This window comes from Neptunomonas marina (assembly GCF_004005935.1).
GTDB classification, from domain to species: domain Bacteria; phylum Pseudomonadota; class Gammaproteobacteria; order Pseudomonadales; family Balneatricaceae; genus Neptunomonas; species Neptunomonas marina.
The window spans coordinates 238,829-253,685 of the sequence record NZ_SACQ01000004.1 but is presented as its reverse complement, the minus strand read 5'-3'; the positions used below and the strand labels follow the sequence as shown (position 1 = coordinate 253,685).

The window sequence follows — 14,857 nt, the reverse complement described above, 5'->3', positions numbered from 1 at the left end:
TAATAAAAATATAATAATATGGACTTTACTTTAAATATCTAGTGCACTACTTTGTATATACTAAATATATGCAGTGTGCTCGCGTCATTCTGATAACTTAGAGGGGTTCCGATGGGAGCCAAGAAAAAGCCGAAAGATAGCCAACTGGTTATTCGTATAAACAAAGCTGAACGTGATGAATTTGTTGAGCTTTGTGATGAGCTGGATACGAGCGCAGCGCGTGAGATTCGTCGTTTTATTAGACAGTTCCTAAAAGAGCAGTCTGAAAAGGGCGGTGACTGAATCCAATAGAAACGTTATATGGAGTTAACAATGGCTAAGAAGAAGCTAACAGCGAAATCGATCAAAAAGAACATCAAAGCACGCGAAGCAAAAATTGCTAAGCACGAAGGTAAGCTGAAGAAGTTGAAGAAGCTTCTCAAAAAAGCAAAGTAAACTAGATACAAAAAAGGGCGATTTAAGGTCGCCCTTTTTATTGCTCAACCATTAGTCTCTAAAGTTGTTGAACTGCAAAGGTAGTTCAATATCAGCGTCTTTGAGTAACGCAATGGTCTGCTGGAGGTCATCACGCTTCTTACCCGTGACGCGAACTTTCTCGCCCTGAATCTGTGTCTGGACTTTTAGCTTACTCTCTTTAATCGTCTTGGTGATTTTTTTGCACATAGGCTGATCTAAGCCCTGCTTGAGAATAAGCTCTTGTCGCGCTTTTACGCCTGATAGTTCAGGGTCCTTCTCTTCGATGCATTTGATATCGATATTACGTGCGATCATTTTTGCACGCAGGACTTCGATCATCTGGCGCAGTTGAAAGTCAACTTCTGCTTCCAGTGAAACACTGTCTTCGTTTTGCGTAAAAGAGGCGCTTACACCCTTAAAGTCGTAGCGAGTCTGTAATTCTCGGTTGGCTTGATCAACCGCATTTGTCACTTCGTGCTTATCTAGCTCCGAAACGATGTCGAATGATGGCATAGTCGATAATCTCCTGTTTTTCCGATAGTTTACCGCAAGGTCAAGAGGCTTTTAAGCGGTGAGCCATAGGCAAAGTGTACAATTACAGAAGGTTTTTCATGAACTGGCATATTTTAGGTGGTGGAGCTATCGGGCTGCTATGGGCGTTTAAGCTGTCTCAGGCGGGCCATCAGGTGACGGTCATCGTCAGAGATCACAGTGCACGTGAACAGTTACGTGCAAACGGGTTGCACATCATCAGTGCGAAGGCCAAAAAGACGCTAACTCAGCTACGCTACGTAGCGCCGAGCCAAGCTGAGACAATATCCCATCTGCTGGTGACAACGAAGTCTTACCAGTCTGTTGCTGCCATACAGCAGATTCAGTCATGCCTCGAAGAGGGGGCGCATGTTGTCTTGTTACAAAACGGAATGGGACAGCACGAGGAGGTTGCGCAACTGTGTAAGCAGCAGACTGTCTACGCTGTAACTACCACCGATGGAGCTTTTAAAGAGGCAGCAGCGCGCGTGGTGTGGGCGGGTGTGGGTGAAACATTGATAGGGCGTTTCTCGGGTACTTCGGATGAGCGCCTCTTTGAAGATATTCCAGATGTCGCGGTCGTTGATAATATTCTTCAACAGCTGTGGTGCAAGGTTGCGATTAACGCGGCCATTAACCCGTTGACCGCGTTACATGATTGCCGAAACGGAGATCTAGTTCGGCGTGCGGAGCTGCGTCAAAAAATGGCAGCTGTTTGCGAAGAGGTTGAGAAAATAGCGGCGGCTTTAGCACAGCCGCTTTTCCGTGAAGGCCTGTTCGCACGTGCTTGTGCTGTGGCGCAAGCAACAGCTCAGAACTACTCATCGATGCATCAAGATATCCATCATAAGCGTCAGACCGAAATCGAATATATGACCGGTTTCTTATGTCGAAAAGCAGATGATTTAGGCCTAGAAGTGCCGGTAAACCAGTACTTATATCAACAGGTTAAATGTTTAGAGAGCGCGTCTGACGTGGGTCAAGGTGTGCAGTTCACAAGAGGAGGAAGATAGAAAACAACAACTGTTAAAAGGAGGCAAACATGAACCAGGCAAGTGCGGTACCCATGGAGGTGAATGAAGCTAGCACGAACGATACCGCATCATCGATGATGGGGTTGCCAACCGGTCTTCCTGAGGAATATCCCTATAAAGAGAAGCTGTCTCGCAAAGATTACGAAGCGATGAAAAAAGAGCTTCAAATTGAGCTACTCAAGATGCAAAGCTGGGTACGCGATTCAGGTGAGCGAATCGTGATCTTGTTTGAGGGCCGCGATGCGGCAGGCAAAGGTGGCACGATTAAGCGCTTTATGGAACATATGAACCCGCGGGAAGCTAAGGTAGTGGCGTTGGAAAAGCCAACCGAGGTGGAAAAAGGGCAGTGGTATTATCAGCGCTACATTCAGCACCTGCCAACTCAAGGTGAAATCGTTATGTTTGACCGCTCATGGTACAACCGAGCGGGCGTAGAGCGTGTTATGAACTTCTGTTCACCTGCTGAGTACCTTGAGTTTATGCGCCAAACGCCGGACTTTGAGCGTATGTTGGTTCGCAGTGGTATTCGCCTATTCAAGTTCTGGTTTTCAGTGAGCCGTGATGAGCAGTTCCGCCGCTTCCAAGCGCGTAAAGTTGATCCTCTTAAGCAATGGAAGCTATCACCGATCGATCTTGCTTCTCTCGACAAGTGGGACGCATACACCGAAGCGAAGGAGGCGATGTTCTTTTACACCGATACGGCAGATGCGCCTTGGACTGTGATCAAGTCTGACGATAAAAAGCGCGCCCGTATTAATGCGATGCGTCACGTACTTCATTCGCTGCCATACCCCAATAAAAATGCCGACATACTGCTGGAACCGGACCCACTGATCGTCGGCACTGCCAGCGATATCCACGAACAAGACGAACATATTTTGTTGCCGAATAGTTAATAAGGAGCTGTTATATGTCTCAGAACCAAAATCAGCATTCAAAACAAGTTGTTGCTTCGTTTAAAAGCAAACTGTCAGCTGACGTTGTGGCGCAGATCGGTGAAGAAAACTTCGGTGCGCTCGAGCTGATCGTTGAATCAGCGATGAGCACTGCAGTACTAGAAGAGCTTGAAAAAGCCGCTGATAAGGTGGAAGTACTCGCACATGATATTCGTAGTTTCGCTGAACACTACGACAGATAAGCGGTCACTGACTCCCCCTGGCGATCAGCCAGGGGTTCAAATTGAACAACCTCGCGACACCCTGTACACTCCCCGCACACTCTCTTCAGGTGCCCTTTTTGGGGTAAACGGGAAGCTGGTGCGCTTTCGCAAATCCAGCGCTGCCCCCGCAACGGTAATTGATGTTAATGCTTTTTAGTGGCCACTGGCTGACGCCGGGAAGGTAAAAAAGCTGTGCTAGCACGCGTCATGAGCCCGGATACCGGCCTGATGTTCTTTAACCCCTGCGCGGTGGGCGCGTTTCAAGGTGATCAAATGAAAACACTGACTTTTCTGGGTGCTACGTTCGTGGCATCGACTGCGGTAGCAGACATTACAACGCTAGATGCGGTGGCGGTAACAGCAACTCGACAAGCGGAAAGGGTAGATCAAACGCTTGCTAATGTATCGGTAATCACACGAGAACAGATCGAAAAAATGCAGGCGCGAGACTTAGCCGAAGTGATCAGCCACGTTGCTGGTGTGGAAGTGGTACGCAGCGGTGGTGCTGGCCAGATTACTTCTATTTTTACACGCGGTACTGAAAGCGATCATACATTGGTGCTTGTTGATGGGGTCAAAGTTAACCCAGGCACATTGGGCTCAGCAAATTTGAGCGTTATCCACCCTGATATTATCGAGAAGATCGAGGTGGTCAAAGGGCCTCGCTCTGCGTTGTATGGCTCAGAGGCGATTGGTGGTGTTATTCATATCTTTACGCGCCAAAGTGGACCGGCTTTTTCAGGTGCAGTAACAGTGGGAACCGATAGTCTTCAAGAAGTATCGGTTAACGGTTACACAGCCCTTGAGCAAGGAACACAGGTTTCATGGGGTGCTGTTAAAACTGAAACGGGTGGCTTTCCGACGTACCGTGACGCCGATCATGATAGCGGACACGATAACTTGTCCTTTCACTTAGGTGCACGTCATACATTTAACGAGACTGACGTTAACCTGAGTGTGCAATCACGCCGTGGTAATACTGAATACTCTGCACAGGATTACAGTAACTTTCCTGAAGTTGCATTAAAGCCAGTGGATCAGGATTTTACACAGCACTTGATCAGTGTGAGTGCTGAGAATGAAGTGTCAGAGCGTTGGGTGACGCGTGTACAGGCAGGGTACTTCTTTGATGAGCTAATACAGAATCAATCTCCAGACTTTGTTGAGACAGAGCGTTTTCAACTGGATTGGGAAAATGATTTCGAGCTTGATGCGCATCTTTTAACAGCGGGCGTTTCCCTTCAAGAAGAGAACATACAGTCTCTTTCGTTTGGCAGTGGTTTTGATGAGTCAATTACGACTAAGGCCATCTTTCTGCAGGATAGTATCGCGTTCGGTGCTCACTCTCTGCTTTTCGCAGGTCGTTATACGGATCATGAAAACTTTGGTACAAAAGCGACTTGGGAAGCGAGTTACGGATATGCGTTTAATGAACACCTGAATGTTTTTGCCAGTGCAGCAACAGCATTTCGGGCGCCCAGTGCGCCAGATCTTTATGGCTACGGCGGTAACCCAGATCTGAAAGCGGAAGATGCACGTAACATCGAACTAGGTATTAAATACCGTATTAGTTCCGATCAAGCAGTGACAGCAACTGCCTTCCATAATGATATCGACAATCTCGTTGAGTTCGTTGAGGTTGAGCCGTTTGTTTATCAGGGCCGCAACGTAGCGCGGGCTCGTACGCAAGGCGTTGAGTTAACGCACGAAGCTACTTGGGGGGCGGTGAGCTGGCAAACGTCCGTAGCACTACAAAGCGCCAAGAATCGCGATACGGGCGCACGCTTGCTGCGACGAGCTCAGCGCTCACTGACGAGCCGTATCTATCACGATTTAGGACGTCTGGGTTATGGCTTTGAGTTCATTGCACAGAGCGATAAACGTGACTTTGGCGCAGATATCGCAGGTTACGGTATCGTCAATGCGACACTACGGTATCAGCTAGCAGCTGCATGGGTGGTAGAGGGTAAGGTGCTCAACCTCTTCGATAACGACTACGAGCAGGTTGCGGGCTATAACACGCAAGGCTTTGGTGGGCTGGTTTCGATCGTATACCGACCCAACTAACTTTCAGAGGTGATGAGAGTGTCGAACAGGCTAACGCGTATTTACACGCGCGGTGGAGATAAAGGGGAAACTTCGCTTGCGAATGGCAACCGGGTTTCTAAAGCGAGTCTTCGGGTAGAAGTGCTCGGCGCTGTTGATGAGCTTAACAGCGCATTGGGCGTTTTAGATGCGCACTTGCGTTACGAACGGAAGGTTGTACACCCGTTCGTGCGTGAGATTCAGAATCGCTTATTTGATATTGGTGGTGAGCTTGCCGTAGCCGACAGCGAGTATGTTGTTATCCAAGCGGCGATGGTTGAGGCGTTGGAGTGCGAGTTAGATCAGCTCAATGAGCAGTTGCCACCGTTGAAAGAGTTTATTCTTCCTGGTGGGAACATCGCCGCTGCGCATTGTCATATGGCGCGAGCGATCTGCCGCCGTGCTGAGCGCTTATTTGTTGCTTTGCAAGAAAGCGAAGCGATTAATCCCGAGGCGATGCGCTTTCTAAACCGTTTGTCTGACTACCTGTTCGTGTATGCGCGCAGCCTTGCAAACGAGGATGGTGCCTGCGAAGTGTTCTGGCAAAAAAGCCGCTAACTGTTTGTGCTCCTAATATAAAAAACCAGCCGCTCGGCTGGTTTTTTATATCTCGTGTTTGGCGCTTTCAGCAGATCAACAACGACACAACAACGACAAAAACCCGCAATTAAGCGGGCTTTTGCAGGAAGACTTTCGCTGTTGGTTACTTCGCTTTTTTCTTGCGCGCAGAAAATGCGAGTAAGCCAGCACCTAGCAGTGCTAGAGAACCCGGTGCAGGAACCTGTGCAGGGTCGTTAGCGGCTTCTTCAATGAAGTATTTCACAGTGTATGTTGCAGAAGCAAAAGATGCTTGCTCTGAGCGATAGTTGCCACCAATAACTTGCAAGCTGATACGCGCAGTAGCGTCTAAATCAACTGTAAAGGTACCATTGCCTGCAAAATTAGCGACCTGACTTGCTTCGGTTACCTCTGCAGAGTCGAAATCCTGACCTTCTAAATCGCCAAAGGAATGAGTTTGGCCAGCTACTAAGTTATATGCATTCGCTTCTTTTTTCGGCGATACATCGATATCGAGAGTTGGGCCTCCAACACTGACCGTTGAGTAGATATTTGCACCGAACTCACCCTCTGCGCTCAATACGAAGCTAGTAGGTGTTATCTCAAATGTTGTGAAAGACAAGCCTTCTAGTGTTAGCTCAACTTTCTGTAGCTCACGTCCGCCAAAGTCAGCGGCGTTGTATAGATTAAAAGTAAAAGTTCGATCCCAAGTTGTAGCGGTACGCTCAACGGTTTGGATCTGCGTTGGGCCAGCTTGTACGAGTGCAGCGGATGCTGTTCCTGCCACTAAACTGAACGCAGTGGCCGTTATCAGTTGCTTTGCGAAAGTCATCTTAATCTCCATGTTCAACCTAATCGATATTTGCGCATTGCTATCGAATCCCTAGTGTACTGCTTCCAAGGTGTTGCTATGTTGGTAACAACTTGAAGCACCACACTGTGAAAACTGCCCTCCATTAGGAGGGCAGAATATCAGCCTTACGCAGCTTTACGCTTACGAGACATCGCTAGCAAGCCTAGGCCGAATAGCGCCAAAGATGCTGGAGCAGGAACGGAAGCAGCTGGTGGTAGCTCTTCTACGTAGTATTTAACTGTGAACTGAGCTAGAGCTTCAGCTGTTTGCTCAGATGTGTAGTTACCGCCAACAGCGTTAAAGCTGATGTCTGCGTAAGACGCTAGGTTAACGTCGAAAGTGCTTGAGCCAGTAAATGCAGCCAAGTTTGCAGCATCAGTTGCTTGCTTGCTGTCAGCACCAGAACCTTCTTGCAGGCCAAAATCGTATGTAGTGCCTTGTGCAACAGGTGCAGTAATTGCATCTGTTTTACCTGGACGAATCAAGATGTCCAAGTCGTTAGAACCAATAGTAACGTCAGCATTGATCAAAGCACCGAACTTACCATCTGCTGCAATGATGCTGCTGCTTGTTGGAGTGAAAGAGTAAGTTGTACGAGACGAACCAGTTAGTTCAAGCTCAACACGTTGCAAAGAACGGCCGTCGAAGTTAGCTGGGTTGAATAGATCGAATGAAAGTGTCTGAGTCCAGATAGTTGCTGCGTAACCGTGGCTACCTGTTTGAGTTTGAACCAGCTCAAGTGCTGCTGATGCAGATGTTGCTGCTACTGTAAGAACTGCTGCTGCCAAAGCTTTTTTAGCGAATGCCATTTTCATAATCTCCGTGTTCCGTTTGCGCCAGTGCAAAGGGTTTCAATTTGTAAGCACGAAGTATTTAGCATGTGGTGTGCCAACTTTTTATTTTGGTTATAAAAAAGTTTAAAAAAATTTATTATGTCGCTTTTTAGTGTCTTATTTTTAACCTTTCTAGTGGTTTTGTAATTTATTGCAGACATTTATTAAGGTTTTCTGATGTTTTGTGTGCGGTCTTAGTATGAATTTTCTGCACTGTGTGGACAAAAAGCGAGCCTTGTAAAATTAGCTGACGTTCAAAAATAGGAATCCGGTTAAATCAAACTAAGCGGTTCGGTTTGGTTCACTTCCGGTTTAGTTTCAAGCACTTTTACTGCTTAAGTGAACGCTTATTAAGATTCAGGTCAATTATCTGCCCCATTGGGTATGGGTGTTCGCCTAGTGTTTGTAAAGAATGCTGACATTCGTCTCTAAGTGAATACATTTCAATGTGTGCGTGAGTGTATGGGTACGCGCTATCTAGGAATATTTCAGCAAAGGCAAAAAGCGTTTTTTCCTGTTTTAAAGAGCGAGAACCTTTTTTTGACTCTAGTTAGGCTGCTTTACTTTAAGAAGAGGTAGGGGCGGCAAGAAACGAGAGCGCGATCTACGTTTGGTTGTTGGACAGTGTTAGGCAACAACGAGGGCGTCGCTGCCTAACTGAGAGGTGAGGTGCTAGTTGGTTTTTTCTTGAAAAATTTCTGGTTTAGTGAAATCGGACCTTGTAACAACTGAACCACTAGATGTTACGGAGTTGGTTTTTTCCCAATACTCGATCATGTTGAACCAGCCCAAGTCAGCTGTGTAGCTTAAACTTGAAGCCACAAATTTTGAGCCTCTTTCCACGATAGCCATATTTTTTCGATGGTTACTATCGTAGAGATAGTAACCATAATCTCGGTACGAATATGAGTCGGCTATAGGCGTGCTTTCACCGTTAACGACCATGACTAAACTGTAGTCAACTTGGCTTTGAGTGACGTTCATCGTACCAGACACACTGAACTCACCGCCCTCAGAGTCCAGTACCAGATCGTTTTGTAAATGAATGGTCATGCGAGCTAGCGTGTAAGTCCCCGTAAGGTTTTGATCCACCTTTCCTGTGACGACAAACGATTGCTTAGATTGGCTCCACTCCAGCATTGAGGTTGTTCCAGCGCTAGGGAAGTTTTCAACCGTGACAGCTTTCGTTTTTCCAGCTAGATACTCACTCCCACCCGACTTGACCGACCGAAAGTCTCGGCGTGTTAGCAGTTGGCCGTCCGTATAAACTTCAATCGTGTGGGCGCCCTCGGTCAGGGCGCTGTAGTTGAGCAGCAAAGAGAATCCAGTTTCTGCATGGCCGCAAATGTTGGTCGTGTCGCCACGTAAGGTGCCGGTGCCGGCGTTACCAATTGAGCGGCCATCGATAAATACTTCTACCTGTTGTGCGGAGCAGTCCCAGCCAGAGATGACCCCAATGCCTGATTCAACGGCGTTAGGTTGCGGGTTTTCCAAACTGCCAGTAGCAAACGCACTTGAGCTGGCTGCCAGCAATAGCAATGAAGCGCAGAGACGCATAGATTACTCCTTTAATTTATGTCTCAAAAGGACGCTTAGCCTACTATTAATTAAGTTAATGTATATAGGTCTTTATCCTATTTATCAGGAGGAGCTATTGTTGAGTGAGCACCATCAATCTTTACCGCTCAAAGCGCTGTCTTACTTTGCGGTTGTCGCTCAGGTTGGAAGCTTTAAACGCGCTGCAGATAAGCTATGTGTGACCCCACAGGCGATTAGTATTCAAATGAAAGCGCTAGAGCAGCAACTTGGAGTAGCGCTGTTCTCTCGTCATGCATCAGGTGTGGTGCTAACTCCAGCGGGCGAGCTGTTAGCGGAGTATGTTGAGCGCGGGTTAGCTTTGCTGGATCAAGGTGTCACGTTGGCAAAGTGTACACAGAAAACGCACTTTCGCATCAATATATCGCCTTGGTTTGCGGTGCATCGGGTGTTACCGCTGTTGGAAACATTTGAGTCAAGGTTGTCCGATGTTGAGCTGTTTATTGGTACTCAGGTTGCGATGAGCGATAGCGACTGGCGTTCGATTGATCTTGCGATCCAGTGGGGCTTTGGTGAATGGCCCGCCGAGCACAAGCGCCTTTTACAGCGCGATGACAAGTACCTTGTCTGTGCCCCGGCTTTGAAAGCCCGCTCTGTGCTATCGAAGCCGGAAGACCTGCAGCACCAGCGTATTATCTGCACGCCCCTGTCGATTGAGCTTTGGCAGCGTTATGCAAGAACATTGGGCATTGACCTGTTACGCGAACGGCAGTTCTTGATCGTTGATAGTATCGCCAGTCAGGTGGAAGCGACAAAGCAGGGGCTAGGTGTTGCGCTTGTTAGCGACAATGTCGCGCAGCAGGGGGTAGCTGCAGGTGAGATGGTGATGCCATTAGGTGATCGCGCACTAAGTGAGATTAATCCGTCGCTGGTGCCGGGTTACTGGCTGGTGATACCGACCCACTGCCGCCAGTTGGAGATCGCTGCCATGTTTGAAAGCTGGCTAACTGAAACCTTAGCGATACCCAGCTAACCCTTAACTGAGTATCGCCTTTGTGATGACGGACTTATGAAAACTGTTCTGCGTATTGGTCGCGTAGCGCGCGTTTAAGCAGCTTACCCGCAGTGTTTTTCGGCAGTTGAGCTTGGAAAGCGATCGCTTTAGGCACCTTGAAGGGCGCTAAGTGATTGTGGCAGTGGGCAATGAGGGCCGCTTCATCCGCCTCAGCTCCCTCTTTGAGAATCACAACGGCGGTGATCGCCTCGATCCACTTATCATGGGGCGTACCAATTACCGCGACCTCAGCAACAGCCGGATGTAGGTAGAGTGCTTCCTCTACATCACGGCTTGCAACTAAGACACCGCCGGTGTTCACCACGTCTTTAATGCGATCAACAATGTAGATAAAGCCGTCGTCATCGACGTAGCCAAGATCACCTGAGTGGAACCAGCCGCCGCTAAACGCTTCTGCTGTTTCATCGGGTTTGTTCCAGTAGCCCACCATTAAATGGGGCGAGCGGTGGATAATTTCACCTCGCTCTCCGGGTTGGCAATCCTCCATTGTGACGGGGTTGACGATACGCGTCTCCACGGACATAGCCGGTTTACCGACCGATGCCAGCCGCCCATTAATATCATCTGGACTCAAGACGGTCGCTAACGGCGCCATCTCGCTCTGGCCGTAGCAGTTAAAGAGTCGCGACCCGGGTAGGCGCTCGCCGAGTTCCACCACAATGGGCTCTGGCATAATCGAGGCACCATAATAGATGTTCTTTAAGGTGCTCAGGTCATGTGCATCGAAGCCGCTGTCGCGTAGCAAACCGATCCATACTGTGGGTGGCGCAAATAGTGAATTGATCTTCTCTTGGCTGATCGCCTCAAAAACATGCTGCGCAACCGGCGCTTCCATTATGTAGCTTAATGCGCCGATCATCAGAGCGGGCATCGTGAATACGTGCATTTGTGCTGAATGATAGAGCGGCAGCGCCGCAAGCGAGCGGTCGGATGTTTTTAATTCCAGCAACTGGATGCAGCTCATGTATTCAGTCATAAAGGAGCGGTGTGTATGCATCGCGCCTTTGGGGTGAGAAGTGGTGCCCGAGGTATAGAGAATCTGAACAAGGTCAGTGTCTTGCACTGTGACCTTAGGAGGTGTTGTGGGTTGTTCGCTCTGTGCGTAAGCGAGTATATCAAGCGCTTGAGTTGCGCTGCTGCGCAAAGTGCCGCAAAGCTTCACATCGGTGGTGTCTAGAATCGCTTCTGCGTTGGCGAGTAGAGCATCGTCGCAAAATAGGGCTCGTGCGCCTGACTGGGATAAAAGATAGCTCAGCTCTTCGCTGACGAGGGCAAAGTTAATCGGCACATGCACAAGGCCTGAGCGTGCACAGGCTAACCAGAGGATGAGGTAGGCATCGGAGTTTTTGCCGTAAGCGGCAACGCGATCACCCTTGCTCAGACCAAGATCGAGTAGCGCATTTGCAACACGGTTAACGGCATCACTCAGTGCTTGGTAGCTCCACCTGCGCTCATTAAAAACAATCGCTTCGCGGGTGGCGTAGCGCCTTACGGCGCGGTCTAGACCGCTGCCAATGGTATTGGCGGTGGAACAGCTAACTTCAGGTAGCATCTCGACAGACATGGCGTGTCCTCACTTTTATTATTCTTTTGCGATGCTATTGAGTCTCTTGGAGTCGTGGGCTGCACGCAATGATCTAACTGTCCATACCATTTAACCGAAACGGTCAGCGGGTTTGCGCTGTGTGATAACTACTTGGAGGAACGCCGGTCCAGCTTTTGAATGCGCGGCAGAACGCTGCTTGTTCGGTAAAGCCGGTGAGTAGGCTGATATCGGCAATGCTGAGCGACTCGTCTAGCAGCAGTCGGATGGCGGTATCTCGGCGTAACTGGTCTTTTAAGCGCTGAAAGCTGACATCCTCCTCCTTGAGTTTTCTGCGCAACGTTCGAGAGGTCATATTGAGTGACTGCGCCACGCTTTCTAGCGTGGGCAGCTGCGCGACTCCGCACTGCACTAGGTGGCGCTTAACACGCGTAGCAATAGAGGTATCTTGACCAACTCGGCGCAGCACTTCGAGTGGCGATGAACGCAGGAAGCCAGCAAGCTCATGGGGCTTACGTACAATAGGAGCTGCCAGTAGGCGCGCGGGCAGAGTAAAGCCAGAGGCGGTGCTGTTAAACACGAGCGCTCCTGGAAACATGGGTGGGTACTCTGCGACATGCGAAGGCTGAGGATAGTTAAAGTAGGTGGACTGGAACGCTAGCTGTTCGTTGACTAGCCAGCAGCTAAAGCGCTGCCACATGAGCAGCAAAAACTCTTGGAAGAAATGATCGGCATCGAGGTCCTTTGTTTTCAGGGTGAGCTTGAAATCAGCAAGGTCGTCGCGTTGTGTGAGTGCAAGATCGAGGTCGGAATGGACACAGCTGTAAAAGCGCGCACTTTGTTGCAGCATCCCGCCAAGTGTTCGTGTATGGAGCACCGACTCTGCCATCAGTGCGAACACGCCATTCTTACAAGGTGAGGCGGTAAGCCCCATAAACTCGTCGCCGGTTTCACGCCAAACGGCCTTTATCAATCCGGCTAGTTGCTCTTCACAGATGCGCTCCTGCGGTTGGCGATAAGCTTGCAGGGGGATCTCCGCTTGTGAGAGCAACTGCTCCACTGAGACCCCTTGAGCCACAGCACCACGTATCGCCGCTTCGATGTAGTGATTGGAAACCGGTTTCTTCTTCATATTGCGTACGGGTTGAATTTTATTGTGGGTACGAAACGAATATGGACGTTTTGGTTAAATAGAACGTCAGGAACGATCATAGCCCCAATACGCGAGCAGCGGAATACTCAAGCTTTTCGATCAGTGGGCATATGAGATGAAAGTAGAAGGAAAAGTTGCCGTTGTGAGCGGTGGAGCATCGGGGTTAGGGCTGGCAACCTGTGAGCATCTGTTAAACCTGGGCGCGCGAGTTATTGTGCTTGATCTAAATAAGGCTGCCGGTGATGCATTAGCGGCACGTTTTCCACAGCAGGTCTTTTTTGCACCCACTGATGTCACCTGTGAGGCAAATGTGCGCAGCAGTATCGAAACGGGTGTTGATCAATTTGGCCAGCTGGATATCTGTGTTAACTGCGCGGGTATCGTGGCAGCGGGGAAAGCGTTAGACCGAGATGGTCATGCTGCACCCCTCGCACCCTTTCGCAAAGCGATCGATATCAATCTGGTGGGCGTGTTCAATGTTCTGTGTGTTGCTGCTGAGAAGATGGCTACTAATGAGCGTGCAGATGATGATCGTGGCGTCATCATCAACACCGCGTCTGTGGCAGCATTTGATGGGCAAACCGGCCAAGCGGCCTATAGCGCGAGTAAAGCGGGTATTGTCGGCATGACGCTACCGTTAGCGCGTGACCTAGCCGCAAGCAACATCCGCGTGATGACGATTGCTCCGGGGCTATTCGATACACCCATGATGCAGTCTTTACCCGAGAGCGTGCGCGAGCCGCTGATCACGATGGTGCAATCCCCGCAGCGGTTTGGTGATCCGGCTGAGTTTGCGGCGCTATGTCAGCATATTATCGAAAACCGCTATCTCAATGGCGAAGTGATCCGTCTTGATGCGGCTATCCGCATGGAACCGCGTTAGGAGGTGAGCATGAATGAAGAGCTAACAATCTATCGGGACATGGTTAAACGTGCTTTAGAGGCTGAGGTCGCGCCTTTTTACGACGACTGGGAGCGCACTGGGGCTTTGCCGAAAGCGTTATGGCAAACATTGGGGTCGGCAGGGCTCTTAGGTGTTGATATGCCAGAGGAGTATGGCGCAGCAGGTGCGAGCTTTGAGGTAGCGCAACTGGTTGTGGATGAGATCGCACGACAAGGCTTTGGCGGGCTGGCCAGCAGCTACAACATACATGCCAATATCGTGATTCCGTACATTGCGACGTACGGTAGCCGTGCTCAAAAGGAGCAGTGGCTGCCCGCGCTTATTCGTGGCGATAAAGTTGCAGCGATTGCAATGACGGAGCCAAGCACAGGCTCCGACCTTGCCGCACTGCGTACGCGAGCGGTGCGCGATGGCGAAGAGTGGGTCATCAATGGAGCAAAAATTTTTATTACCAACGGCTGTCATGCCGATCTGGTGATCGTGTGTGCAAAAACAGACCTTAATGCCGGTGCGAAAGGGGTCTCGCTCTTTCTGGTCGATAGTACGCTGGTCGGCTTTTCCCGTGGTGCCGGTATTAAAAAGATTGGCCAGCACGCTAGTGACACGGCTGAACTCTTTTTCGATGACCTGCGCGTACCCGCTAGTGCTTTACTGGGTGAGGAGAACCAAGGTTTTGCCTATTTGATGCAGGAGCTACCGCGTGAGCGCATTGGTGTTGCGGTACAGGCCGTGGGCTCTGCACAGGGCGCATTAGATTTGACATTAGATTATGTGCAGCAGCGCCAAGCGTTTGGCCAGCGGATTGCAGACTTTCAGAATACGCGCTTTAAGCTCGCCGAACTTAAAGCTCAGCTCGAGCTATGCAAAGCGTATCTTGGTCAGTGCATACAACGCTATAACGATGGTCAGATGACCACCGAAGAGGCTTCTATTCTGAAGCTCACGGCAACCGAGATGCAGTGTAAGGTTGCTGATCAATGCTTACAGCTATTCGGTGGCTACGGTTATACGCTGGAATATCCTATCTCGCGTTTCTATGTGGACGCGCGTGTCCAAACCATTTATGCCGGCACCTCTGAAATCATGAAAGAGATGATCGCCCGCAGCTTAATTAATCCACCGCAGCGCTAGGAGAGA

General features: G+C 49.5%; 16 protein-coding genes and 1 riboswitch. Of the genes, 10 read left to right on the top strand and 6 right to left on the bottom strand.

Going from position 1 to position 14,857, the window contains the following annotated elements; translation table 11 throughout:
* Positions 1 to 111: 111 nt before the first annotated feature.
* Positions 112 to 282, top strand: a complete 171-nt coding sequence (locus tag EOE65_RS18045) for a hypothetical protein (RefSeq protein WP_164847085.1) — start codon at positions 112 to 114, stop codon at positions 280 to 282.
* Positions 283 to 312: 30 nt separating this feature from the next.
* Positions 313 to 435 carry a hypothetical protein gene (locus EOE65_RS18330; RefSeq protein WP_276317515.1) on the top strand — a complete coding sequence of 41 codons (123 nt, stop codon included), beginning with the start codon at positions 313 to 315 and terminating at the stop codon, positions 433 to 435.
* A gap of 51 nt (positions 436 to 486) precedes the next feature.
* Here EOE65_RS18330 and EOE65_RS10525 read toward each other — a convergent pair whose 3' ends face one another.
* The gene (locus EOE65_RS10525; RefSeq protein ID WP_127694273.1) at positions 487 to 969 is read right to left on the bottom strand and encodes a YajQ family cyclic di-GMP-binding protein; all 483 of its coding nucleotides are present in this window, start codon (positions 967 to 969) and stop codon (positions 487 to 489) included.
* 98 nt (positions 970 to 1,067) lie between these two features.
* Between EOE65_RS10525 and EOE65_RS10520 the strand changes: the two genes are divergently transcribed.
* The 5 genes from EOE65_RS10520 to EOE65_RS10500 all read left to right on the top strand — a co-directional run bounded on the left by EOE65_RS10520 (position 1,068) and on the right by EOE65_RS10500 (position 5,823).
* Positions 1,068 to 2,000 (top strand): ketopantoate reductase family protein, encoded by a 933-nt coding sequence (locus EOE65_RS10520; protein WP_127694272.1) that lies wholly within the window; start codon positions 1,068 to 1,070, stop codon positions 1,998 to 2,000.
* Positions 2,001 to 2,029: 29 nt separating this feature from the next.
* Entirely contained in the window at positions 2,030 to 2,917 is an 888-nt protein-coding gene (gene ppk2, locus EOE65_RS10515; protein WP_206052661.1) for a polyphosphate kinase 2, read from the top strand.
* Positions 2,918 to 2,931: 14 nt separating this feature from the next.
* A complete protein-coding gene (locus tag EOE65_RS10510) occupies positions 2,932 to 3,159 on the top strand; it encodes a phosphatase (protein WP_127694271.1) in 228 nt (75 codons plus the stop codon).
* 70 nt (positions 3,160 to 3,229) lie between these two features.
* Positions 3,230 to 3,423: riboswitch (cobalamin riboswitch) on the top strand.
* A gap of 30 nt (positions 3,424 to 3,453) precedes the next feature.
* Positions 3,454 to 5,247, top strand: coding sequence for a TonB-dependent receptor domain-containing protein (locus EOE65_RS10505; RefSeq protein WP_127694270.1), 1,794 nt, complete (start codon positions 3,454 to 3,456; stop codon positions 5,245 to 5,247).
* A gap of 12 nt (positions 5,248 to 5,259) precedes the next feature.
* Positions 5,260 to 5,823 carry a cob(I)yrinic acid a,c-diamide adenosyltransferase gene (locus tag EOE65_RS10500; RefSeq protein WP_338067674.1) on the top strand — a complete coding sequence of 188 codons (564 nt, stop codon included), beginning with the start codon at positions 5,260 to 5,262 and terminating at the stop codon, positions 5,821 to 5,823.
* A 145-nt stretch (positions 5,824 to 5,968) separates the two neighbouring features.
* Here EOE65_RS10500 and EOE65_RS10495 read toward each other — a convergent pair whose 3' ends face one another.
* The 3 genes from EOE65_RS10495 to EOE65_RS10485 form a co-directional block, all read right to left on the bottom strand.
* On the bottom strand, positions 5,969 to 6,655 hold the full coding sequence (locus tag EOE65_RS10495; RefSeq protein WP_164847084.1) for a choice-of-anchor E domain-containing protein: 687 nt from the start codon (positions 6,653 to 6,655) through the stop codon (positions 5,969 to 5,971).
* Between the two features lie 146 nt (positions 6,656 to 6,801).
* Positions 6,802 to 7,485 (bottom strand): choice-of-anchor E domain-containing protein, encoded by a 684-nt coding sequence (locus tag EOE65_RS10490; protein ID WP_164847083.1) that lies wholly within the window; start codon positions 7,483 to 7,485, stop codon positions 6,802 to 6,804.
* A 696-nt stretch (positions 7,486 to 8,181) separates the two neighbouring features.
* Positions 8,182 to 9,066 carry a hypothetical protein gene (locus EOE65_RS10485; protein ID WP_164847082.1) on the bottom strand — a complete coding sequence of 295 codons (885 nt, stop codon included), beginning with the start codon at positions 9,064 to 9,066 and terminating at the stop codon, positions 8,182 to 8,184.
* A 100-nt stretch (positions 9,067 to 9,166) separates the two neighbouring features.
* Here EOE65_RS10485 and EOE65_RS10480 point away from each other — a divergent pair, with 100 nt between their 5' ends.
* The gene (locus EOE65_RS10480; protein ID WP_164847081.1) at positions 9,167 to 10,078 is read left to right on the top strand and encodes a LysR family transcriptional regulator; all 912 of its coding nucleotides are present in this window, start codon (positions 9,167 to 9,169) and stop codon (positions 10,076 to 10,078) included.
* A 34-nt stretch (positions 10,079 to 10,112) separates the two neighbouring features.
* Here EOE65_RS10480 and EOE65_RS10475 read toward each other — a convergent pair whose 3' ends face one another.
* The gene (locus tag EOE65_RS10475; protein WP_127694264.1) at positions 10,113 to 11,684 is read right to left on the bottom strand and encodes a fatty acyl-CoA synthetase; all 1,572 of its coding nucleotides are present in this window, start codon (positions 11,682 to 11,684) and stop codon (positions 10,113 to 10,115) included.
* A gap of 103 nt (positions 11,685 to 11,787) precedes the next feature.
* Positions 11,788 to 12,795 carry an AraC family transcriptional regulator gene (locus tag EOE65_RS10470; protein WP_127694263.1) on the bottom strand — a complete coding sequence of 336 codons (1,008 nt, stop codon included), beginning with the start codon at positions 12,793 to 12,795 and terminating at the stop codon, positions 11,788 to 11,790.
* A gap of 136 nt (positions 12,796 to 12,931) precedes the next feature.
* Here EOE65_RS10470 and EOE65_RS18130 point away from each other — a divergent pair, with 136 nt between their 5' ends.
* Together EOE65_RS18130 and EOE65_RS18125 are read left to right on the top strand one after the other, a co-directional pair.
* Complete coding sequence (locus EOE65_RS18130) at positions 12,932 to 13,699, top strand: SDR family NAD(P)-dependent oxidoreductase (protein WP_206052660.1); 768 nt, start codon at positions 12,932 to 12,934, stop codon at positions 13,697 to 13,699.
* 9 nt (positions 13,700 to 13,708) lie between these two features.
* Positions 13,709 to 14,851: an acyl-CoA dehydrogenase family protein gene (locus tag EOE65_RS18125; RefSeq protein WP_206052659.1), complete on the top strand. Its 1,143-nt coding sequence runs from the start codon at positions 13,709 to 13,711 to the stop codon at positions 14,849 to 14,851.
* Positions 14,852 to 14,857: the final 6 nt, after the last annotated feature.